The organism is Pseudomonas sp. S3_E10, from assembly GCF_054667615.1.
The window spans coordinates 1052437-1074255 of sequence record NZ_CP162743.1 but is presented as its reverse complement, the minus strand read 5'-3'; the positions used below and the strand labels follow the sequence as shown (position 1 = coordinate 1074255).

The window sequence follows — 21819 nt, the reverse complement described above, 5'->3', positions numbered from 1 at the left end:
TGTCTCAGTGAGGCCTGATTATCATGATGCTTCTACGTACGTTAGTTCTTGAACGCAATGGCCAAGATGCTCCTGTCAACGGCGCGTTGCTGTGTGGTTTTGCTGTCGGTCAGATTGCCTCTAACTTTATTGCCTACAGCCTGGATGAGGAGGTTGAGCCTGGTAGTTCACGGGTGTATATCGCGACCTTGCGCAAAAAAGCCGAACGGTATTTTTTGGGCGGTGTTGAGTCCAAGGAAGACCTGCAAATAGCCATGCATGTGTTCAAGCAGATCCTGATACTGGCGGCCGCACTGGAGACCAAGGCTGGCGGTACCAATGAAACCCAGGTGCCGTACCATTTTGTTGATCTGAAGGGCAGTAAGTTGCCGCCTGCCAGGCCAGAGGATCATCACTCGCTGATCATCAAGAAAGCGCTGGTGATGAAAGTGATCACCTTGGGCATATCCGCGCCCACTTTGCCGGCCATTGAAAGCGCTACGTTGATCGTGCCGTCCATTCGCTTCTCATCGCAAATGGTCTCGCCGCCCAGAGCGCCAAGCCGACCTGAACCTGCCCCGCAGGCACTGCCCGAGCGAAGGCTTGAAGAGCCAGTACCGGCCCTCGTCGAGACGCCATCCGTGGTGCCATCGCAAATAGCGTCCATTTCCACGGCTGAGCCCGACTTGTCAATGCAGCCAGGGCTGGCGGCGCCACTGGACCAGAGCGCTTTGTTCCAGGTGGACAGCACGCTCACCAACCTTGCTCGTGTTGCGCAGGAGTTGACCCAGCAGAAACTCGCTGCGGTCGAGCAGGAGACAGTATTGGCTCAATGGAAGGCTCGGCTGCAGCGCGAGCAGGATCAAGTGGACGACACCGCGCGAGCCCAAGAGCAGCGCAACCTTGAACTGCAGGAGCAGGCGTCGGCAGTCAACCGGAAGGCCGAAGCATTGAATGTGATGACGTCGCAGTTATTAAGCTTGCGCCAGAGTCTGCAAGGCGTGCTGCATGAACTGGATCAGGCTTTGGATCGTTAGAACTGCCCTGGCTACTTTTCTCGGTTCATTTATTATCAATGCCAGCCAGTCGACGCCGGAGCGTGAGCCCTGGCGTATCGGCACCGATGGACATTGCCTGGGGATGCAAGCGTTTGAGTACCAAGCTGATTACCAAAGAAGGTCATGAAGCGCTGAAGAAGGAACTGGATTACCTGTGGCGAGAGAAGCGCCCGGATACCACGCGAAAGGTAACGTGGGCTGCGTCTCTGGGGGATCGCAGCGAGAACGCCGACTACCAGTACAACAAGAAACTGCTGCGTGAGATCGACCGCCGTGTGCGCTACTTGCGCAAACGCCTGGAAGACATGCGCGTGGTGGAGTACGTGCCCGAGCAGGAAGGGAAGGTGTTTTTCGGTGCCTGGGTGGAAATCGAAAACGAGCAGGGCGAGACCAAGCGTTTTCGTATCGTCGGTTATGACGAAATTTATGATCGCATGGACTACATCTCCATCGATTCGCCGATGGCGCGCGCGCTGTTACGCAAAGAGGTTGACGATGAGGCCATCGTGCAGACCCCAGGTGGCGAAGTCTGTTGGTGGATTACGGCCATTGAGTACGTGAAGTAAACAGCATTGGCCCGCGCCCCTTGGGGGCGCGGGCAATCAACTTTTCAGCCTTCGCGCAATACCGTCAGTGGGCTGGCATTCAGCGCGCGACGTGTGCCGAATACCCCGGCGGCGCCGATCAGTACGGCGCCGATCACCGGCAGCAGCAACAGCCACGGGTGCGGGTGCCAGGCCAGGTCGAAGGCGTAGCGGTAGAGCACCCAGGTCACCAGCTCGGTGCCCAATGCCGCCAGCAAACCACTTACCGCGCCCAGCAAGCCGAACTCGATGCGTCGGGCCTTCACCAGTAGCGCGCGTTCCGCGCCCAGCGCTCGCAGCAGCGCGCCCTGGCGGATGCGTTCATCCAGTGTGGCCTGCAAGCCTGAGAACAACACCGCCATCCCGGCTGCCAGTACGAACAACAGCACATATTCCACCGCCAAGGTTACTTGGGCGAGGATGCTGCGCAATTGCTCCAGCAGGGCTTCGACCTGCAGGATGGTCACTGCGGGGAAGGCCCGCGACAGGTCGACGATCTGCTGGTCATGACCCGGCGCCAGGTAAAAACTGGTCAGGTAGGTGGCGGGCAGATTCTTCAAGGTGCCCGGCTGAAAAATCATAAAGAAGTTGGGCTGGAAGTTATCCCAGTTGATGGTGCGAAGGCTGGTCACCCGAGCTTCGCGGTTTTCCCCCGCCACCGTGAACACCAAGTGGTCGTTGAGCTTGAGCTTGAGGCTTTGCGCGACCTTGGCCTCCACCGAGACGCCGGGAATGTCATCGGTGGGTTGCTGCGACCACCACGAGCCCGCGGTCAGGGCGTTGCCGGGCGGTAGGTCGGCGGCCCAGGTCAGGTTCAGGTCGCGTTGTACCGCGCGGTCACCGCTGGAGTCCTTGCTGACAATCTCTTGCACCGGTTCGCCATTGATGCTGATCAGTCGCCCTGGTACTACGGGGTACAACGGCGCGGATTGCGCCTGGACTTCAAGCAGGCGGGCGCCAAAGGCGTCCTTGTCGGCCGGCAGGATATTCAGGGCGAAATAGTTGGGTGCGTCCTTGGGCAACTGGTTTTGCCAGGTGTCGAGTAATTCGCCACGCAGCAGGGCGATCAGGCCCATGGATAGCAGGATCAAGCCAAACGCCAGGGACTGGCCTGCCGCCGCGAGGGGGTGGCGCAGCAACTGGCCCAGGCCCAGGCGCCAGGGCAGGGATGCTCGAGCCAACAGGCGCCGCAGGCTTTGCAACAACAGCAGGAGCAAGCCGCCCAGCACCAATGCAGACACCACGCCACCGCCCAGCAGGGCGAAGGTCAACACCAAGTCGAGACTCAGGCGCCACATGATCAGGCCCAGGGCAAACAGCGCGGCGCCGTAGACCATCCACGTGCTGGACGGAATAGGCAGCAAGTCGCGTCGCAATACCCGCAGCGGTGGCACGCGACCCAGCGCGGCCAGCGGCGGCAGCGCGAAACCAGCGAGCGCGACCAGCCCGGTGCCGACCCCGGCAACGGCCGGTAACAGGCCGCCAGGTGGGACATCGGCTGGCAACAAGTCGTGCAGGAAGTAGAACAGGCCAAACTGCGCAAGCCAGCCGAGCAGGGCGCCGGCCAGGCTCGCCAACAGGCCCAGCACAGTCAGTTGCAGGCTGAACAGCATCATGGCTTCACGTCGCGACAAACCCAGGCAGCGCAACAGTGCGCTGGCGTCGAAGCGTCGGGTGGCGAAGCGGTTGGCGGACAAGGCCACAGCCACACCGGCCAACAGCACCGCCACCAAGCTGGCCATGTTCAGGTAGCGTTCGGCCTTGCCGAGGGCGCCGCCGATCTGCTGGTTGCCGTCCCGTGAATCCTGCAGGCGCTGGTTGGCCGCAAGGCCGGGTTTGATCAGGTCACGATAGGTTTGCAGTGCGGTGCTGTCTTGCGGCCCGCGCCATAACTCGCGATAACTGACGCGGCTGCCGGGCTGGACCACGCCCGTGGCGTCAAGGTCCGCCAGGTTGATCATTACCCGAGGCGTGAGGCTATAGAAATTGCCGGCGCGATCGGGTTCATAGGTCAGCACACGGGCCAGGCGCAGGGTTTTCATGCCCACATCGATACTGTCGCCCACCTTGAGTTCGAGCGCTGTCAGCAACCGAGCCTCCACCCAGGCTTCGCCGGGTTTCGGGCCGCCCCCCGCCGTTTCATCCGCGAAGGGGGCCGCGGCGCTCTTGAGCTCGCCACGCAGCGGATACTGCTCGTTGACGGCCTTGATGCTGGACAGCTGGATGCCGTTGTCGGTGGCAATGACGCTGGAAAACTCCACCACGCGAGCATGGTTCAGGCCCAGTTCGGTGCCGGATTTGATTTGTTCGTGGCGGGCCGGCGAGCTGCCTTCAAGCACCAGGTCGGCGCCCAGGAACTCGGTGGCGCGTAACAGCATGGCGCTATTGAGGCGCGCGCCGAAGTAACCGATGGCGGTACTGGCGGCTACCGCTACCAGCAGGGCGAAAAACAACACACGCAATTCGCCCGCGCGAGCGTCGCGCAGTAATTGGCGCATGGCAAGGCTGAACAGGCGCAACAGCGGCAAACGTGCCATCAAGGCTCCAGGGGTGCGACCATCAGGCCGGCTTCAAGGCGGATGAGACGTCGGCAGCGGTGGGCCAGGCGCTCGTCATGGGTGACCAGCACCAGGGTCGTGCCACTCTCTTTATTGAGTTCGAACAACAAGTCGCTGATGCGCTCTCCTGTGTGGCTGTCGAGGTTGCCGGTGGGTTCATCGGCAAACAGCACGTCCGGTTCGGCGGCAAACGCACGGGCAATCGCTACCCGCTGTTGTTCGCCACCAGACAATTGGCGCGGCGAATGGGTCAGGCGCTGGCCCAGGCCTACGCGTTCCAGCAGATGTTTGGCGCGCTCGCGGGCGTCTTTGCGGCCGTCCAGTTCCAGCGGCAGCATGACGTTTTCCAATGCATTGAGGCTGTCGAGCAACTGGAACGACTGGAACACAAAGCCTACGTGTTCGGCGCGGATGCGCGCCCGTTGGTCTTCGTCGAGTGTGCTGAGGGCTTGCCCGGCCAGGATGACCTCGCCGCTGCTTGGCAGGTCGAGGCCGGCCAGCAGGCCGAGGAGGGTGGATTTGCCTGAGCCGGAGCTGCCGACAATAGCCAGGCTATCGCCTGTGTTCAGTTCCAGGCTCAGTTCGTGCAGGATAGTCAGTTCACCTTCCGCGCTGGGAACCACTTTGCTAAGGTCCCGCGCGATGAGAATGCTTGCGCCCATGGAGAATCCGATGCGAATGTGGTTTTTGAGTGCTGGCCTGGCCTTGATGTGCATGGCCCAGAACGCAGCGGCGGGTACAGTCCTGATCGTTGGCGATAGTATCAGTGCCGGTTTCGGCCTGGATACCAGCAAAGGTTGGGTTGCCTTGCTGGAGCAACGGCTCAAGAAGGAGGGTTTCGACGATAAAGTGGTCAACGCCTCCATCAGCGGTGATACCAGCGCCGGAGGCCTGGCACGGCTGCCCGCGGCGCTTGCAGAGCATAAGCCGGACGTGGTGGTTATCGAGTTGGGTGGCAACGATGGCCTGCGCGGACAGCCGCCGGCGCAATTGCAACAAAATCTTGCTTCGATGATCCAGAAGTCCCAGGACAGCGGCGCGAAGGTGTTGCTGCTGGGCATGCAGATTCCGCCCAATTACGGTAAACGTTATGTCGATTCTTTCGCCAAGGTATTCAGTGACGTGGCGGAGCAGAAAAAGGTGCCGTTGGTGCCGTTTTTCCTTGAAGGCATTGGTGGCCATCCGGAGCTGATGCAGGCTGATGGGCTGCACCCGGCGGTCGCCGCGCAAGGCAAGTTGCTGGAAAATGTCTGGCCGACGCTAAAACCCCTGCTGTGACGCTTTTCTACCGGCAGGCTTTCGGCTAAGGTGGCGCCCCCCGATCTGGAGCCCCTGATGTCGCGTCCTGCCTGGTCCTTGTTTAACTACCAACTGATCGAGCCTGACGAGCAGCTGGATCTGTTCGCCTGCCAGGAAGTGCGGGTGCATTTGGTGACGCGACAGTTGGAATTGGGCGGCTCCATTGATCGCACGCTGTGCGGCACGTTATTGCCGGCGCAACCACGCTGGTCGGTGGTCGACCGTTCGATCTTTCAGGACCAGCGCCTGTGCCCCTTGTGCCGCGCGATCCTGGAGTCCCAAAAGCGTGGCACGCCGCCAATCTGGCCGGAGCTGCGTTTCGAACTCTAGTAGCTTCTACACGCTTGCAGCTACAAGCTCGCTTCACGTATACAATCGATTTTTACCTACCCGTCGTTCTGCGAAGGATTTTCCGGATGTTGTCGCGCCTTTCCGTCGTTACCTGCTGCCTGTCTCTTGCTGCACTTTGTGCGGCCGGTTCTGCATCCGCTTTGCAGTTGCCTTTGCCGCCGCCGGGTGAAGACATCGTCGGGCAAGTGCAGGTGATCAAGGCCAAGTACGAAGACACCTTTGCCGACCTGGGCACCACTTACGACTTGGGGTATTCGGAGATGGTTGCCGCCAACCCGGGGGTCGATGCCTGGTTGCCGGGGGCGGGCACCGAGGTCGTGTTGCCGACACGCTTCATCCTGCCACCGGGGCCGCGTGAGGGCATCGTGATCAACCTGGCGGAATATCGGCTCTATTATTTCCCCAAGGGCCAGAACGTGGTCTACACCTTCCCGCTGGGGATTGGTCGTGAGGGCTGGGGGTCGCCGATTGCCCATACCAGCATCATCGCCAAGACGCCGAACCCGACCTGGACGCCGCCCGCCTCGATCAAGGCAGAACACGCCGCCAACGGCGACCCGCTGCCCAATGTGGTACCGGCCGGCCCGGACAACCCCTTGGGGCCGTTCAAGTTCACCCTGGGCACGCCGGGTTACCTGATTCACGGTTCCAACATGAAGTTCGGCATCGGCACGCGTACCAGCCATGGTTGCTTCCGCATGTTCAACAACAACGTGCTGGAGATGGCCGGCATGGTGCCGGTGGGCACTTCGGTGCGCATCATCAACGATGCGTACAAGTTCGGCAGCAGCGGCGGCAAGGTCTATCTGGAGGCGCATACGCCGTTGAACGACGATGGCACGCCGTCGGTGGTCGACAAGCACACGGCGGTGATCAACGCTTTGCTCAAGCGTGAAGACCTGGCCAATAACCTGCGGGTCAATTGGGACCAAGTGCGTGATGTGGTGGCGGCGGAAGATGGTTTGCCCACCGAAATCGGGGTGCCGGGTGCAGCGCCTATAGCCTCGAGCATGCCGATCGATCTGCAGCAATAAACCCGAGCGAACAACCATGTTTGAGGGGGCTTGCTCCCGATAGCGGTCGGTCAGTACCTGATGTGCTGGCGGCTACACTGCTATCGGGAGCAAGCCCTTCATGCATTCAGGCAATAAAAAAGCCGACCCATAAATGGATCGGCTTGATAACAACCCCGAGGGATTATTACTTGCGGCTAGCTTTTTCAAGCATGCGCAGAGCGCGCTCGTTAGCTTCGTCAGCAGTCTGTTGTGCTTTTTGAGCAGCAGCCAGAGCTTCATCAGCTTTACGATAGGCTTCGTCTGCACGGGCCTGGGAGCGAGCTGCTGCGTCTTCAGTTGCAGTCAGACGAGCTTCGGTTTCTTTGGAGACGCTGCTGCAACCGGTAGCCAGAACTGCGGCCAGAGCCAGAGCAGAGAATTTCAGAACGTTGTTCATCGTGTTCCCCTTCAAGGACTTTCTATTAAATGGCTACTTTCTCAGAGTGAGCTAATAGCCGGCGTACATACTACCCATTACTTGTAGTAAGTAAACTGACGTAGCGCAAGAAGCAAAAAAAATTCTCGCGGCGAATCTATTTTGGCTAACCTTTTGGGGATTTGTATAAAAAGTGTCCAATTTTTTTCATTGGAGGCAAACGCTACCCAGGCTGAAAGGGCCGGCCCGCATGTGTTGAGCCGCGTGAATAGATGAAATTTTATATATCTGCGCCGACACTTTCGTTCAGTTGGGTGTTGCCGGGTCGCGTATCTTTCACGCATGTAGAGGTGACTTTAAGAGCGCCTGTTCGTCTCAAGGTTCAACTGCCGGCAATGTTCAGGCTTTCGATCACAGATGGGTCGGGGGCTCTTTCTTTATCCACCAGCGGCAGGGGATGACGAGTGCGCCTTGAGCAATCGCAGGATTGGTGCCTACTATTCCCTACGTGCTGGTTGTGAGCGCTAAAGGTTTTCTCGTTGTCGAAACCGGCACGGGGTGGCGTAGATGTTCCTTCGCCGGAAAAACATCGGTAAGGTAGGGGTCAGAAACCAAGACCCGCGAGGAGTAGTGATGAGCGAGGCGTTGTCCATCCACCATGACCAGGCTGGTCATCAGTTCGAGACCAATGTGGACGGTCATCGTGCCTATCTGACCTATATGGACCTCGGGAAGCAGACCCTGGATATCTATCGGACCTTCGTGCCCAACGCACTGCGGGGCCGTGGCATCGCGGCGGCATTGACCGAAGAGGCCTTGAAGTTTGCCGAAGAGGCAGGCTACACGGTGATTCCATCCTGTTCCTATGTCGAACGCTACATGGAGCGCCATCAGCGCCATGCCGCGAAGCTGTAAGGAATAAACTGCGCACACAAAAACGCCGGGCTTAGCCCGGCGTTTTTGTGTGCGCAATTCAGGTGCGTTTGCGTTTGGGCAATACGTCCTTGAGCTTGGCGTGCATGCTGCGCAGGGTGTTTTCGGTGGCGGCCCAATCGATGCAGGCATCGGTAATCGACACGCCGTACTGCAAGTCGGCCAAGTCCTTTGGAATGGCCTGGCAACCCCAGTTCAGGTGGCTCTCGACCATCAGGCCGATGATTGACTGGTTGCCTTCCAGGATCTGGTTGGCGACGTTTTCCATCACCAGTGGTTGCAGGGCCGGGTCCTTGTTGGAGTTGGCGTGACTGCAATCGACCATAATGTTTGGCTTGATCTTGGCCTTGTTCAGCGCCTGTTCGCACAGGGCAACGCTGACGGAGTCATAATTTGGCTTGCCGTTGCCGCCGCGCAGCACCACGTGACCATAGGCATTGCCCTTGGTGGTGACGATGGAGACGCCACCTTCCTGGTTGATACCCAGGAAACGGTGAGGGCTGGAGACCGATTGCAGCGCGTTGATCGCCACGGTCAGGCCGCCGTCGGTGCCGTTCTTGAAGCCGACGGCCGAGGACAGGCCGGACGCCATTTCGCGGTGGGTCTGGGATTCGGTGGTGCGCGCGCCGATGGCCGACCAACTGATCAGGTCCTGCAGGTATTGCGGAGAAATCGGGTCCAGCGCTTCGGTGGCGGTGGGGAGCCCCATCTCGGCCAGGTCCAGCAGCAATTTGCGACCGATGTGCAAACCGTCCTGGATCTTGAACGAGTCGTCCAGGTACGGGTCGTTGATCAAGCCTTTCCAACCGACAGTGGTACGCGGCTTCTCGAAATAGACGCGCATCACCAGGTACAGGGTGTCGGACACTTCCGCCGCCAGCACCTTGAGGCGCTCGGCGTATTCGTGGGCGGCCTTGAGGTCGTGGATCGAGCAAGGGCCGATGACGACGAAGAGGCGGTGGTCGGTGCCGTCAAGAATCTCACGGATGACTTCGCGGCCTTTGGTGACGGTCTGCAGGGCAGCCTCGCTCAAAGGAATTTCGCGCTTGAGCTGATCAGGTGTGATCAGGGTCTCGTTGGATTCGACGTTTAGGTCATTGATCGGTAAATCAGCCATCGTGTTACTCGTCAGGGTCACGGGTGCCGGCCGCCAGCCATCCCCGTGCGGCGGAGCACAGCATGATTTGGATGCAGGGGGGAGGAACCTTAGCGCGTAACACGGGGCCGCGACAATGGGCAAAGCCCGCTTTAATCCAGTGCCGGCCGCACAAATGCCTCATGGGAGAACTCGCCGGCATGGCGCGACACCCACTCGCGGGCCAAGGCTTCGACTTGCGCGGGGGTTGGCTCGGCATCTTCGTGCTGGCGGCAGTAGCGTTCCATCCGGCATGCTTGCTCACCCATTCGCGCACCGAACAACGCATGTTCATCGGTAAATGAAATACCGACGCGGTAGCCGCTTTCGACCTTGCGGCACCACGCCACGTAGCCCGGATAACGCGCAGTGGCGCCCAGGGACGGGATATGCAGATCCACCGCTGTGCCCTGGCGCCAGGCACGTGGGCAATTGCAGGCGATGCCGCCCAGGCCGATAGTGTGCAGGCGTTGGCGGGGAAGGGCGGGGGAAGGACGTTGGATCAACAGTGCGGCGACATCATCAGGGTGAGGTAAAAAACGACCCATGTACACGGACTCCGAGCACCGTCCAGTTGACGGCGGCAGCAGCAGTATAGTGAAGGAACAGGAATTGACCGACCTGGATATTGACCAGCAATTGCTGGGATTGCCAGGCATTTCGCTGGTGGTGTTCACCAGTGTGGGCTGTTCCAGTTGCCGTTGTGCGCGCCAGCAATTACCCGGCTGGCAACTGCCGGTAGACCGCGTGTGCTGGGTGGATGCCGGGCACAACGGCGGCGCGGTCGAGCGTTACCAAATCTTTCATTTGCCCGCGTTGTTCGTGGTGTGCGAGGGTCAATTCCTCGGACAGCTACAGGCCCGCCTTACGTCTGCCGACCTTACCGACGCGATCAATCAAGCGCTTACCCGCACACCAGAGGACTTGCCATGACCACTCAATCCCCGCGCATCGGCATCATCGGTACCGGCGCCATCGGTGGTTTCTACGGTGTGATGCTGGCGCGCGCCGGGTTCGATGTGCACTTCCTGTTGCGCAGCGAGTACGCCCAAGTCAACGAGCACGGCTTGCGCCTGAACAGCACGCTGCACGGCGAATTGCACCTGCACCCGGTGCAGGCCTACGCCCAGGCCGCCGACATGCCGCCGTGCGACTGGTTGCTGGTGGGCACCAAATCCACGGGCAATGTCGACCTGGCGCCGACCATTGCTCAGGTCGCGGCTCCCGACGCCAAAGTGATCTTGCTGCAGAACGGCCTGGATGTGGAAGACAGCCTGCGTGAGCACCTGCCGGCGTCGCTGCATCTGCTCGGTGGCCTGTGCTACATCGGTGTGCACCGCTCGGGCCCGGGTGTGGTCGAGCACCAGGCGCTGGGGCGCGTCAATCTGGGCTACCACAGCGGCACGGCGGCCAACGATGAGGCCCGCCAGAAGGCCATTGTCGAAGCCGGCGCTGCGTTGTTTCATACAGCCGGCATCGAATCCCAGGCCATGGCCAATGTGCATCAGGCGCGCTGGCACAAACTGGTGTGGAACGTGCCTTATAACGGTCTCTCGGTATTGTTGGGCAGCGGCACCACCGCGATGATGGCGGACGAGTCCAGCCGCGCGTTGATCCAGGCGCTGATGGCCGAAGTGGTGCAGGGCGCCCATGCCTGCGGCCATGATATTCCCCAGAGTTACGCCGAGCAGATGTTCACCATGACCGAGAGCATGGAGGATTACCTGCCGAGCATGTACCACGATCACGTGCACAAACGCCCGTTGGAGCTGGCGGCAATCTATGCTCGACCTCTGGCGGCCGCGAAGGCCGCCGGTTGCGAGTTGCCGCGCATACAGGCGCTGTACCAGGCCTTGAGTTTTATTGATCGGCACAACCGCTGAGTCGGGGGGAAGCGTCATGGCAACGGGATTGGGCGACAAACTGGTGCTGGCGATTTCGTCGCGGGCACTGTTCGACCTGAGCGACAGCCACAAGGTCTACCTGGCCCAAGGGGTGGAGGCGTACCGCAAATACCAGATCGAGCACGAGGAGGAAATCCTCGAACCCGGCGATGCCTTCCCGCTGGTCAAGAAACTGCTGAGCCTCAACGCCAGCCTGGGGCGCGCCCGGGTCGAGGTGGTGTTGGTGTCGCGTAACAGCGCAGACACCGGCCTGCGTGTGTTCAACTCGATCCAGCATTACGGCCTGGATATTTCCCGCGCCGCTTTCGTAGGCGGGCGTAGTCCTTATCCTTATTTGGCGGCATTTGGTTGCCACCTGTTTCTTTCGACTCATGCTGAAGATGTGCGCAGTGCCCTGGACGCCGGCTTCGCCGCCGCGACCATTTTGTCCGGCGGCGCGCGTCGTGCTTGCAGTGAAGAGTTGCGCATCGCCTTTGACGGTGACGCGGTGTTGTTTTCCGATGAGTCCGAGCGTGTCTACCAGGCCGGCGGCTTGGCGGCGTTCCAGGCCAGCGAGCGCGAATCGGCCCGACAGCCCTTGCATGGCGGCCCCTTCAAGGGGTTCCTGGCGGCGCTCAACTTGTTGCAGCGCGAGTTTCCAGACGATGCCTGCCCGATCCGCACGGCGCTGGTTACCGCCCGCTCGGCGCCGTCTCACGAGCGCGTGATTCGCACACTGCGTGAGTGGGATATCCGTTTGGACGAGTCGTTGTTTCTCGGTGGGCTGGAGAAATCCGCGTTTCTGGAAGCGTTTGCCGCCGATGTGTTTTTCGACGACCAGGCCGGTCACTGCGAAAAAGCCAGGGAAGTGGTGGCCACCGGGCATGTGCCCCATGGCATCAGTAACGAAGTGAGGATTCAGGCCGAGCCCTGAGGGCGCTGCTAAGCTCATTCAATCTCCTCCAGCCTGGCAGTCCAGGAGGTTTTATGATTCGTTCGATGCTGTATGCCACGGACCTCGGTCTGTATGCCCCGTATGTGATGCAGCATGCACTGGCGCTGGCGCGAACGTTCAAGGCGGACCTGTATGTGATCCACGTGGTCGAGCCAATCGGGCTGTTCGCTGAGTCGGTGTTGCAAAGTTACCTGGATGAAAAGGCCTTGATTGAGTGGCAGAGCCAGGGGATGACCACAGTATTGGCGACTATCGAGCAACGGGTGCTCGACAGTTTCCGCGAGGAATTGGGAGAGGGCGGGCAGGACCTGCAGTTGATCCGCTCGGTACGGGTGATCCAGGGGGACCCATGCGAGGTGATTCTCGACCAACTGCGCAAACTTTCCGTCGACTTGTTGATCGTAGGAAGTCACAGCGATGCAACGCCAGCCGCCACGCCCCTTGGGCGCACCGCTGCACGTGTGTTGCAGCTGTCTACGGTGCCGGTTTACCTGGTGCCGTCGTTACAACGTCGACGCAGTGATGACATGTGAAGGGTGAAAACGATAAAAAAGTTCTAGATTTATCTGTCTGACCTTTAATATAGTTATATACCGTCGCTGATACCCGTGGCGTCTATCTGCTTTGAGGGACACATATGAAGCTCCAACAACTGCGCTACATCTGGGAAGTGGCGCACCACGACCTCAACGTTTCCGCTACCGCTCAAAGCCTTTACACCTCGCAACCCGGTATCAGCAAGCAGATCCGCCTGCTCGAAGATGAGTTGGGCGTCGAAGTGTTCGCGCGCAGCGGCAAGCACCTGACCCGTGTCACCCCGGCCGGTGAGCGCATCATCACCACCGCCGGCGAGATCCTGCGTAAAGTCGAAAGCATCAAGCAGATCGCCCAGGAGTTCTCCAACGAGAAAAAGGGCACCCTGTCGATCGCCACCACGCACACCCAGGCACGGTATGCATTGCCGCCGGTGATCCGCGATTTCATCAAGCAATACCCCGACGTGGCCCTGCACATGCACCAGGGTTCGCCGATGCAGATTGCCGAGATGGCCGCTGATGGCACCGTGGATTTCGCCATCGCCACCGAAGCCCTCGAGCTGTTTGGCGACCTGGTCATGATGCCGTGCTACCGCTGGAACCGCTGCGTGGTCGTCCCTCAGGGCCACCCATTGGCCAAGCTGCCGAAGCTGACCCTGGAAGCCCTGGCTGAATACCCGATCGTCACCTACGTTTTTGGTTTTACCGGGCGTTCCAAGCTCGACGAAGCCTTCAGCCATCGCGGCCTTACGCCTAAAGTGGTGTTCACCGCCGCCGACGCCGATGTGATCAAGACTTACGTGCGCCTGGGCCTGGGCGTGGGGATCGTCGCCAAGATGGCGGTCGACACCAACCTCGACAAAGACCTGGTGGTGCTCGATGCCAGCGAGCTGTTCGAGTCCAGCGTGACCAAGATCGGCTTCCGTCGTGGCACCTTCCTGCGTGGCTTCATGTGCGATTTCATCGAAAAATTCGCGCCGCACCTGACCCGTGAAGTCATGGCCAAGGCGATTCAGTGCCATAACAAACAGGAACTGGAAGAGCTGTTTGACGGCGTAGAACTGCCTGTCCACTAACGGCGTCAGCGGGCCTCGGTGACAGTGAAGTGTTGCTGGGCGCCCGCCACCAGAATCTCCACCTCATCATCGATGCGCTTGCCCAGCAGGTTTTTGCCCAAGGGGGAGCGCGCCGTGATGACGGTTACCGGTTGCCCGACCACATCCACCTTCAACCCCGCTGCATCGGGTGCCAGGAACAGCCATTGCTGGCGCCCGTTCTCATCCTCCAGACCCACTAGCGCACCGAGTTCGATCCCGCGCTGATCATCGTATGCGCGCAACTGAAGGTTCTGGCACAGCGCCAGCGACTGCCGGATCTCTTCGACCCGCTTGGCCTGTCCGGCCGCCAGATAAGAAGCCTCCAACCCCAGGGTGTCGTATTTGTTTTCCGCGATGTTTTCTTCGTGGGTCGCGGTTTCGTAGGCGGTTTGGGCCGCACGTTGGGCGGTCTCCAGGTCGACGTTGAGTTTTTCCAGGATCAGTTGGAGAACGGCGTGTTTATTCATGGGGTAATGGGTCATCAATCGCAGAATTGCAGGACATTCGCCCGGCTTTTTTCATTCGGGGCGTTCTGGTCCTGTTGCAGCCAGAACTGGCATTTGGGGTTGGACAGGTTGCGCGCATTGTTACGTACCTGGTCCAGGGTTTGCTGCTGTTCCTGCTTTTGCAGGTTCTGTTGGTACTGCTCAAACATGCGGTTGGGCGGCTCCGGCGCAGCAGCGGCCGGTTTGCCCAACTGCTGAACCGCTTGGGCGACGGGGGCCAGGCTGTGTGGGAACAGGTAGCGCGATGCCAGCCAGGCGGTCAGCACAATAGCGATAAACCCCAGCCACAGGCCAAAAGCCACGGCAGCACTGAGCTTGAACAGCGACAACGGACGTTCGGACATGATGGCCTCCTGGCAGGCATTGACGGCGTGGCCGCGATTGTCGCACAGCCACTGTGCAGAATAATCGCGATCAAGCCTTCTGCATCAGCGCTTTTATGCGGACAATCGAGCCTTTGAGTGTTGGAGCCCGGAATGAAAGCCCGCTGGGATATTTTTTGCAGCGTTGTCGATAACTACGGCGACATCGGCGTGACCTGGCGCCTGGCCCGGCAATTGGTGGCGGAGCACGGCTGTGCCGTGTGCTTGTGGGTCGATGACCTGCGCGCCTTTGAGCGCATGTGCCCCGACATTGACGTGCAGTCGGCCCAACAATGGCAAGACGGCGTCGAAGTACGCCACTGGCCGGCCGAATGGTCGGCAACGCCGGCGGCCGACGTGGTGATTGCCGCGTTCGCCTGCCAGTTACCGCCTGACTATATGGAAGCCATGGCCGAGCGTGAGCGCACGCCGTTGTGGATGAATCTGGATTACCTGAGCGCCGAGGACTGGGTGGTGGGCTGTCATCGCCTGCCGTCGGTGAAGTTCAAGGGGGTGCAGAAGTACTTCTTTTTCCCTGGCTTCCGCGCCGGTACCGGTGGTCTGTTGCGTGAGGCGGGGTTGCTTGAGCAACGTCAGGCATTTCAGGCGGATGCCACAGCACAGCGACAATTCTTGCAGGGGTTGGGTGTATTTCCGGCAGCCGGTGCGCGGTTGTTTTCCCTGTTTGCCTACGAAAACGCCGGCCTGGCCGGTTGGCTGGACGTCTTGTCGACGGACGGGCATGCCACTCATCTATTGGTGCCGGAGGGGCGCATCCTCGGCGACGTACAACGTTGGCTCGGTGTAGAGCGGCTGGCGGCGGGGGATGTGCATCAACGCGACGGCCTGACCGTGCAGGTGCTGCCGTTCGTGCGCCAGGAGCAATATGACCGCTTGCTGTGGTGCTGCGACTTCAATGCCGTGCGCGGTGAAGACTCGTTCGTGCGCGCCCAGTGGGCCGGGCGGCCGTTGCTGTGGCATATCTATCGCCAGGACGAAGACATCCATCTCGACAAGCTCGATGCTTTTCTTGCGTTGTACACCGCGGCGTTATCGCCGGCCGCCAAGGCTGCACTGGTTGCGCTCTGGCAAGCCTGGAACACCGAAGGCGATATGGTGCAGCCGTGGAAAATGCTGCTGGAGCACTGGCCGCAAGTGAGTCGGCACGCCCAAACGTGGCCTCTGGAACAGGCCTTGCAGGCCGATCTTGCAACGGCGCTGGTACAGTTTTATGAAAGTTGGATATGATACGCCACCTTGAATTTTGTAAATCCCATCCAAATTTCGGATATATGCAATGAAAACTGGTAAAGAACTGAAACCCGGTACAGTGATCCGTCTTGAAAACGACCCTTGGCTGGTTCAGAAAGCTGAGTTCACCAAGTCTGGTCGTAACAGCGCAATCATGAAGACCAAGCTGAAGAACCTGCTGACCGGTTACAAAACCGAGATCGTCTACAGCGCCGATGACAAACTGGACGACGTGATCCTCGACCGTAAAGAAGCGACCCTGTCGTTCATCAGCGGCGACACCTACACGTTCATGGACACCACCGACTACACCATGTACGAGCTGAACGCTGAAGACATCGAAGCCGTTCTGCCGTTCGTGGAAGAAGGCATGACCGACGTCTGCGAAGCCATCTTCTTCGAAGAGCGCTTGGTTTCCGTAGAACTGCCGACCACTATCGTTCGTACCGTTGACTACACCGAAGGTTCCGCTCGCGGCGACACTTCTGGCAAGGTGATGAAACCAGCCAAACTGAAAAACGGTACCGAACTGCAAGTTGCAGATTTTATCGAAATCGGTGATGACATCGAGATCGACACCCGCGAAGGCGGTTCGTACAAAGGTCGCGCCAAGAAGTAATTCTGGCCCTGCCGTACGAAGCAAAAAACCCGACCATGAGTCGGGTTTTTTATGAGCGCAGGTTTTACTTCAGGTGTTGCTTGAGCTCATCCGAGGCTTGCAGCATTGCCGAACGCACCGCCGGCACCTGGCTGACCACGTTGAGCAAACCGTAGTCGTGGATCATGCCGTTGTAGCGCACCGCGGTCACCGGCACACCGGCCGCATCCAGCTGGCGGGCATAGGCTTCACCTTCATCACGCAGCACGTCGGCACCGGCGGTCTGCACCAGCGCGGGCGGCAGGCCCTTGAGTTGTTCAGTGGTGGCCCGCAGCGGCGAGGCATAGATCTCGGCGCGTTGCTTGGCATCGGTGGTGTAGTTGTCCCAGAACCACTTCATCATGTTCCTGGTGAGGAAGTGCCCTTCGGCGTATTGGTTGTAGGACCCCGTGTCGAAGTTGGCGTCGGTCACCGGCCATAGCAGCAGTTGGAACTTGATGGCCGGCGTGCCCTTGTTCTTGGCCATCAGGCTGACCACGGCTGCCATGTTGCCGCCGACGCTGTTGCCCGCTACCGCGAGGCGCTTGCCGTCTACGTTGATCTCTTTGCCATGCTCGGCCACCCATTTGGTTGCGCCGTAGGCCTGGTTGATCGCCACCGGGTAGTGCGCTTCAGGGGACGGTGTGTAATTGACAAACACCGCCACCGCCCCCGAACCCGCCACCAGATCTCGCACCAGACGCTCATGGGTCGGGTAATCCCCAAGCACCCAGCCGCCGCCGTGGAAGAACATGAACACTGGCAATGTGCCCTTGACCCCGGCCGGACGCACGATCGTCAGCTCCAGTGGCTTGCCATCGACCTGGATGGTCTTCTGGCTCACATCGGCCTTGGGCAGCGTCAGCTTTACGCCGGCCTGGGCGCCGGTCAGCACCGCGCGGGCGTCCTTGGGCGTCAGCTGCTCGATCGGCTTGCCCGTGCCGGCGTTCAACACATCCAGAAAAGCCTGGGTGTTGTGCTCGACATCGCCGCCGGCGGCGAAGGCGTTGCTGATGGACAGGGCGAGCAGGGTACCGGTGAGCGCTTTACCAATAGTGTTCATGTTCTTCTCCTGAGGGCGGTAGAGGTGATCAGACGGTCACGTGCAGGCGGACATCGACGTTGCCACGGGTGGCGTTGGAGTACGGGCACACCTGGTGAGCGGCGTCGACCAGGCTTTGCGCATCATCCTGGGCCAGGCCCGGCAGGCTGATGTGCAGGTCGATATCCAGGCCGAAACCGCCGGGGATCTGGCCGATGCCCACGTGGGCGGTGATCGAGGCGTCATCCGGGATTTTGCGTTTGGTCTGGCTGGCCACGAATTTCAGTGCGCCGATGAAGCAGGCCGAGTAACCGGCGGCGAACAGTTGTTCCGGGTTGGTGGCCTGGCCGCCGGCGCCGCCCAGTTCTTTCGGAGTGGAAAGCTTGACGTCGAGGATGTTATCGCTGGAAACAGCACGACCATCACGGCCGCCGGTGGCGGTGGCTACTGCGGTATAGAGCGTTTGCATGAGGTTTTCCTCTTGTGGTGTTTTGCGCTAAACATTTGCGCGCTAAGTAGTTGGTGAGGCGAATGTATAGCGCTAATGTTTAGTGCGCAAGATAAATCTACAAATATTTTTTCTGTGCCCCTGAAACCAGTGTGGGAGGGGGCTTGCTCCCGATAGCAGTGCGTCAGTCAATCCCTATGTCACTGACCCAGCGCTATCGGGAGCAAGCCCCCTCCCACATTTTTTGGCGTGCTTTATCGCCTGTCAGAGCGCGTTTTGCAGGTTGTTGCGCAGGGCAATCAATTCACCTTGCAGCTTGCGCAGTTGGTCCAACTCCAGCCCGCTGGCGCCGAGGATGCAGTGGGGAATGCCCATGGCCTTGTCCTGCAAGGCGCGCCCGGCGTCGGTCAATTCCACGACCACCACGCGTTCGTCTTCACGGCTGCGGGTGCGGCTGAGCAGGCCTTCGACCTCCAGGCGTTTAAGCAAAGGTGTCAGGGAGCCGGGATCGGTCAGCAGGCGGCTGCTGATTTCGCCGACGGTCAAACCGTCCTCTTCCCACAGCACCATCATGGCCAGGTACTGTGGGTAGGTCAGGCCGAGAGCCTGCAGCAGGGGCTTGTAGACCTTGGTCATCAACAGCGACGTGGAATGCAGGGCGAAACACAGCTGATTGTTCAGCATCAGGGATTCGCATGGGTCAGGGTTCTTGCTCATGGCGGGGCCTTTAAAAAACGTGTCTGGCCTGGAATCTAGCGGGCAAATGTTTAATGCGCCAGATAATTCTGGCCGAACGGTCAGGCCAGGCCGCTTTGCAGTGCCAGGTCCCAGGGCGGAACCGGGCTGAAACGGGATTTGAGGTACTCCAGCAATAAACGGCTGCGCGCATTGGGCTGTTGTTCCAGGCGCAGGGCATAGATCCCGGTGGTTTCCGGGCTGGGCAGGCCATTTTCGCAAAAGAGGGGCAGCAGTTCGCCACGCACCAGGTACTCGCTGGCCAGCCAGGTCGGCAAGTGGGCGATACCCAAACCGGCCAGCGCGCCGCAAAGCAGGGCCTCGGCGTTGTTGGCGCTCATGCGGATACGTTGCGGGCGGTACGTCGCACGGCGCCCGTCCAGCTCAAAGCGCCAGGCGAACATCGGCGCCAGGCCATCCCAGTCCAGGCCGTCGTGTTCATTCAGCTCGCGGGGATGGGTCGGCGTGCCACGGCTTTTCAGGTAGGCCGGGCTGGCGCAGGCGATGCGTACGATGCTGGCCAGGGGCGTGGCGATCAGTCGGGTATCGACGATATGCCCGGCGCGTAGCACCAGATCGACTTTGCCCAAATGCGCGCCTTGCATGTCCACAAAGCTGTCGATCAGATGCAGGTGCACATCCAGGCCGGGGTACACCTTCAGAAAGTCTGCAATCACCGGCGCCAGGTGCCGCCGACCAAATGCCGCCGGTGCGTCCACCCGGATCAACCCCTCGGGCGCATGGCTCAGGGAAACCGCTTCGGCGCGCGCCAGTTGTAACTCACTGACGATCCGCCGCGCGCGCTCGGCGAACGCCAAGCCGGCGGGCGTTGGCACCACGGCATGGGTGCTGCGTTGGAACAGGCGGCTGCCCACCGAGCTTTCCAGGCTGTCGATACGCCGCGCCACCGCCGAGGGCGTCAGCGGATGGCGGCGGGCGGCGGCGGAAAAACTGCCGGTCTCCAATACATCCAGAAACAGGCTCAACTGGTCGGTAAGGGTGTTGGGGTTCATGAGCAAACGCTTATGCGAGATTGGCACAGCCATTGTGCGTTGCTGTGCCTTTGCGCGCCAGAGCCGACTGCGTAGCATGCAAGGCCTGGGTTTATGGAGTGATGCGTGGTGTTGGATTTAGCGATGTACCTGGTATTGGGCGCGGCCTTGGGCACGGTGGGCGGGCTGTTTGGGATTGGCGGCGGGCTGATCGCCATCCCGGTGCTGGGCGTGCTGTTCGGCCTGGATCAGCAGATCGCCCAGGGCACCGCGCTGGTGATGGTGGTGCCGAACGTGATGCTTGCGCTGTGGCGGTATCACCAGCGCAACCGGATTGAATTGCGCCATGCGTTGCCGCTGGGGGTGATGGGTTTCACCTTTGCCTGGCTCGGGTCGATCTGGGCAGTAGGCCTGGATGCTGGTGCCATGCGTATCGGTTTTATTGCCTTTCTGGTGGCGCTGTCGGCCTACAACCTGGTGCGCATGTTCACCCGCAATGCGCCGCCGACAGCACAGATGCGTTACTCCTGGCCATGGCTTGGGGTGTTGGGCGCCGCTTCCGGCTCCATGGGCGGTTTGTTTGGGGTCGGCGGCGCGGTGGTTGCGACACCGGTGCTGACAAGTATTTTCGGCACCACCCAAGTCGTCGCCCAAGGCTTGTCCTTGGCCCTGGCGCTGCCCAGCACCGGTGTGACGCTGGTGACCTACGCCTGGCACCACGAAGTCGACTGGATGATCGGCATCCCCCTGGCCATCGGTGGCCTGCTCAGCATCAGTTGGGGGGTGAAGGTCGCCCATGCATTGCCGGAGCGTCTGCTGCGCGGCCTGTTCTGCGGCTTCCTGGTGCTCTGCGCGGTGATGCTCACCTTTAAAGTTTGAAGCCTTCGAGGATGTAATCGGCCAGGCATTCGGTGATGGGCGACGCCATCGCCGGGTTGCGTAGCAGGCGCAGGTTCATCGAAGGCAATGGCGGAAAGCCTTCGTTGCTGCCCAGTATCCGCAAGTCTTCGGTCACCAGGCTTTCCATGCTGGCCATGACCGCCAGCCCGGCGCCGACCACGCTCTGAATCGCCGCGCAATTGGAGCTGTGATAGGCCAGGCGGTAGTCGAGCCCGGCCGCATCCAATGCCGTTTGGATCCACTGGGTACCGAAGCAATCGGTCCCCGAAACGGCTAAAGGCACGACCTGGTGCTCATCCACGCAAAAACTCTGCGCCGCTGCCCATACCAGGCGCTCAGTGCGCAACAGTTCTCCAATGTCATCGCCGGGCTGGCGGCTGATCACGGTCAAGGCCAAATCCCTGCGTTGCATTAATACTTGCGACGACTCGCAGTGCATCTCGATCTGGATCAGCGGATAAGCCTTGGAAAACCGTTTGAGAATCCCAGGAAGAAAGCGCATCACATAATCATCCGGCGTGCCGATGCGCACCAGGCCCACCATGTGCGGTTCGCGCAGGGTGTTGAACACTTCGCTGTGCAGTTTGAGGATGCGCCGCGCATACCCGAGCAACACCTGGCCTTCGGGAGTCAGCCGCACCTGCCGGCCATCGCGCTCGAACAGCTTGCGTTGCAGCACGTCTTCTTCCAAGCGCTTCATCTGCATGCTCACGGCTGATTGCGTGCGGTTGACCTGCTCGCCGGCGCGGGTAAAACCGCCTTGGTCGGCGATGGCGACGAAGGTGCGCAGCACATCGGTGTCGATACTCGGGTAGCTGGACAATTGATCAAACTCTGAGATGTATTGCATTAAAAACATTCGTTGGATTGATCATAAGGCCGGGCACACACTTCCGTCATCCCCAAGGGAGGGCGAGAAGATGAAAGGTCAACAAGGTTTTGTATTGATGGCTAAACGGCCGCTAGTCGGGCTGTTCCACACCCTGGCGCGTTGGCAGGCCTTGCACCGCGAGCGCCAGATGCTGGCGAGCATGAGCGACGATGCGCTCAAGGACATCGGCCTCAACCGCGCCGATGTGGAGCACGAAAATCATCGGCATTTCTGGGAAGACCCGCTGCGAAAATGACGCGGGATGCAGTAGGGTAG

At 60.3% G+C, this 21819-nt stretch carries 27 protein-coding genes; 15 read left to right on the top strand and 12 right to left on the bottom strand.

From position 1 onward, the window contains the following. Positions 1–23: 23 nt before the first annotated feature. Together AB4N98_RS04675 and greB are read left to right on the top strand one after the other, a co-directional pair. Positions 24–1016 (top strand): hypothetical protein, encoded by a 993-nt coding sequence (locus tag AB4N98_RS04675; protein WP_068937873.1) that lies wholly within the window; start codon positions 24–26, stop codon positions 1014–1016. Between the two features lie 113 nt (positions 1017–1129). Continuing rightward, positions 1130–1603: a transcription elongation factor GreB gene (gene greB, locus AB4N98_RS04670; protein ID WP_026067388.1), complete on the top strand. Its 474-nt coding sequence runs from the start codon at positions 1130–1132 to the stop codon at positions 1601–1603. Positions 1604–1647: 44 nt separating this feature from the next. On the opposite strand, the gene AB4N98_RS04665 is transcribed toward greB, so the two are convergent. Further along, on the bottom strand, positions 1648–4158 hold the full coding sequence (locus AB4N98_RS04665) for an ABC transporter permease (protein WP_460149274.1): 2511 nt from the start codon (positions 4156–4158) through the stop codon (positions 1648–1650). Continuing rightward, a complete protein-coding gene (locus AB4N98_RS04660; RefSeq protein ID WP_017529393.1) occupies positions 4158–4841 on the bottom strand; it encodes an ABC transporter ATP-binding protein in 684 nt (227 codons plus the stop codon). Before AB4N98_RS04660 ends, AB4N98_RS04665 begins: the two co-directional genes overlap by 1 nt. 10 nt (positions 4842–4851) lie before the next feature. Here AB4N98_RS04660 and AB4N98_RS04655 point away from each other — a divergent pair, with 10 nt between their 5' ends. From AB4N98_RS04655 to AB4N98_RS04645, 3 genes are all read left to right on the top strand, one after another. Continuing rightward, positions 4852–5457: an arylesterase gene (locus AB4N98_RS04655; RefSeq protein WP_017529392.1), complete on the top strand. Its 606-nt coding sequence runs from the start codon at positions 4852–4854 to the stop codon at positions 5455–5457. 57 nt (positions 5458–5514) lie between these two features. Then, positions 5515–5808 (top strand): hypothetical protein, encoded by a 294-nt coding sequence (locus tag AB4N98_RS04650; protein WP_017529391.1) that lies wholly within the window; start codon positions 5515–5517, stop codon positions 5806–5808. Between the two features lie 86 nt (positions 5809–5894). Then, positions 5895–6863, top strand: a complete 969-nt coding sequence (locus tag AB4N98_RS04645; protein ID WP_135196765.1) for a L,D-transpeptidase family protein — start codon at positions 5895–5897, stop codon at positions 6861–6863. A gap of 166 nt (positions 6864–7029) precedes the next feature. Here AB4N98_RS04645 and oprI read toward each other — a convergent pair whose 3' ends face one another. Beyond that, positions 7030–7281: an outer membrane lipoprotei OprI gene (gene oprI, locus AB4N98_RS04640; protein ID WP_003172710.1), complete on the bottom strand. Its 252-nt coding sequence runs from the start codon at positions 7279–7281 to the stop codon at positions 7030–7032. A gap of 612 nt (positions 7282–7893) precedes the next feature. Here oprI and AB4N98_RS04635 point away from each other — a divergent pair. Next, entirely contained in the window at positions 7894–8175 is a 282-nt protein-coding gene (locus AB4N98_RS04635) for a GNAT family N-acetyltransferase (RefSeq protein ID WP_003189869.1), read from the top strand. A 58-nt stretch (positions 8176–8233) separates the two neighbouring features. Here the strand turns inward: AB4N98_RS04635 and AB4N98_RS04630 are convergent, their stop codons facing one another. Together AB4N98_RS04630 and AB4N98_RS04625 are read right to left on the bottom strand one after the other, a co-directional pair. Beyond that, on the bottom strand, positions 8234–9310 hold the full coding sequence (locus tag AB4N98_RS04630) for a 3-deoxy-7-phosphoheptulonate synthase (RefSeq protein ID WP_065876597.1): 1077 nt from the start codon (positions 9308–9310) through the stop codon (positions 8234–8236). A gap of 131 nt (positions 9311–9441) precedes the next feature. Then, on the bottom strand, positions 9442–9876 hold the full coding sequence (locus AB4N98_RS04625; RefSeq protein WP_065876596.1) for a PilZ domain-containing protein: 435 nt from the start codon (positions 9874–9876) through the stop codon (positions 9442–9444). Here AB4N98_RS04625 and AB4N98_RS04620 point away from each other — a divergent pair. The 5 genes from AB4N98_RS04620 (at position 9875) to cysB (ending at position 13778) form a co-directional block, all read left to right on the top strand. Further along, positions 9875–10261, top strand: a complete 387-nt coding sequence (locus AB4N98_RS04620; RefSeq protein ID WP_460149273.1) for a YbbN family protein — start codon at positions 9875–9877, stop codon at positions 10259–10261. The two genes, AB4N98_RS04625 and AB4N98_RS04620, sit on opposite strands and share 2 nt — an antisense overlap. Then, entirely contained in the window at positions 10258–11211 is a 954-nt protein-coding gene (locus tag AB4N98_RS04615; protein WP_017529386.1) for a putative 2-dehydropantoate 2-reductase, read from the top strand. Before AB4N98_RS04620 ends, AB4N98_RS04615 begins: the two co-directional genes overlap by 4 nt. 16 nt (positions 11212–11227) lie before the next feature. Then, on the top strand, positions 11228–12145 hold the full coding sequence (locus AB4N98_RS04610) for a 5'-nucleotidase (RefSeq protein ID WP_065876594.1): 918 nt from the start codon (positions 11228–11230) through the stop codon (positions 12143–12145). A gap of 53 nt (positions 12146–12198) precedes the next feature. Further along, a complete protein-coding gene (locus AB4N98_RS04605) occupies positions 12199–12699 on the top strand; it encodes a universal stress protein (RefSeq protein WP_065876593.1) in 501 nt (166 codons plus the stop codon). Positions 12700–12803: 104 nt separating this feature from the next. Continuing rightward, positions 12804–13778, top strand: a complete 975-nt coding sequence (cysB, locus tag AB4N98_RS04600; protein ID WP_003189876.1) for an HTH-type transcriptional regulator CysB — start codon at positions 12804–12806, stop codon at positions 13776–13778. A gap of 5 nt (positions 13779–13783) precedes the next feature. Here cysB and AB4N98_RS04595 read toward each other — a convergent pair whose 3' ends face one another. Further along, a complete protein-coding gene (locus AB4N98_RS04595) occupies positions 13784–14266 on the bottom strand; it encodes a GreA/GreB family elongation factor (RefSeq protein ID WP_065876592.1) in 483 nt (160 codons plus the stop codon). A 14-nt stretch (positions 14267–14280) separates the two neighbouring features. After that, positions 14281–14649, bottom strand: coding sequence for a hypothetical protein (locus AB4N98_RS04590; RefSeq protein WP_017529382.1), 369 nt, complete (start codon positions 14647–14649; stop codon positions 14281–14283). Positions 14650–14781: 132 nt separating this feature from the next. Between AB4N98_RS04590 and earP the strand changes: the two genes are divergently transcribed. Both earP and AB4N98_RS04580 read left to right on the top strand, forming a co-directional pair. Beyond that, on the top strand, positions 14782–15915 hold the full coding sequence (earP, locus tag AB4N98_RS04585; RefSeq protein WP_017529381.1) for an elongation factor P maturation arginine rhamnosyltransferase EarP: 1134 nt from the start codon (positions 14782–14784) through the stop codon (positions 15913–15915). A 49-nt stretch (positions 15916–15964) separates the two neighbouring features. Continuing rightward, a complete protein-coding gene (locus tag AB4N98_RS04580) occupies positions 15965–16537 on the top strand; it encodes an elongation factor P (RefSeq protein WP_065876590.1) in 573 nt (190 codons plus the stop codon). 64 nt (positions 16538–16601) lie between these two features. On the opposite strand, the gene AB4N98_RS04575 is transcribed toward AB4N98_RS04580, so the two are convergent. From AB4N98_RS04575 to AB4N98_RS04560, 4 genes are all read right to left on the bottom strand, one after another. Further along, entirely contained in the window at positions 16602–17618 is a 1017-nt protein-coding gene (locus AB4N98_RS04575; RefSeq protein ID WP_065876589.1) for an alpha/beta hydrolase, read from the bottom strand. A gap of 28 nt (positions 17619–17646) precedes the next feature. Further along, the gene (locus AB4N98_RS04570; RefSeq protein WP_010176159.1) at positions 17647–18066 is read right to left on the bottom strand and encodes an organic hydroperoxide resistance protein; all 420 of its coding nucleotides are present in this window, start codon (positions 18064–18066) and stop codon (positions 17647–17649) included. 243 nt (positions 18067–18309) lie between these two features. Then, complete coding sequence (locus AB4N98_RS04565) at positions 18310–18762, bottom strand: MarR family winged helix-turn-helix transcriptional regulator (protein WP_017529378.1); 453 nt, start codon at positions 18760–18762, stop codon at positions 18310–18312. Positions 18763–18842: 80 nt separating this feature from the next. Then, positions 18843–19793, bottom strand: coding sequence for a LysR family transcriptional regulator (locus AB4N98_RS04560; protein WP_026067387.1), 951 nt, complete (start codon positions 19791–19793; stop codon positions 18843–18845). A 108-nt stretch (positions 19794–19901) separates the two neighbouring features. Between AB4N98_RS04560 and AB4N98_RS04555 the strand changes: the two genes are divergently transcribed. Continuing rightward, positions 19902–20651 carry a sulfite exporter TauE/SafE family protein gene (locus tag AB4N98_RS04555; RefSeq protein WP_026067386.1) on the top strand — a complete coding sequence of 250 codons (750 nt, stop codon included), beginning with the start codon at positions 19902–19904 and terminating at the stop codon, positions 20649–20651. Here AB4N98_RS04555 and AB4N98_RS04550 read toward each other — a convergent pair. Then, positions 20641–21522, bottom strand: coding sequence for a LysR family transcriptional regulator (locus tag AB4N98_RS04550; RefSeq protein WP_017529375.1), 882 nt, complete (start codon positions 21520–21522; stop codon positions 20641–20643). The genes AB4N98_RS04555 and AB4N98_RS04550 overlap by 11 nt on opposite strands. Positions 21523–21592: 70 nt before the next feature. Between AB4N98_RS04550 and AB4N98_RS04545 the strand changes: the two genes are divergently transcribed. Next, positions 21593–21799, top strand: a complete 207-nt coding sequence (locus AB4N98_RS04545) for a DUF1127 domain-containing protein (protein WP_026067384.1) — start codon at positions 21593–21595, stop codon at positions 21797–21799. Positions 21800–21819 lie beyond the last annotated feature (20 nt).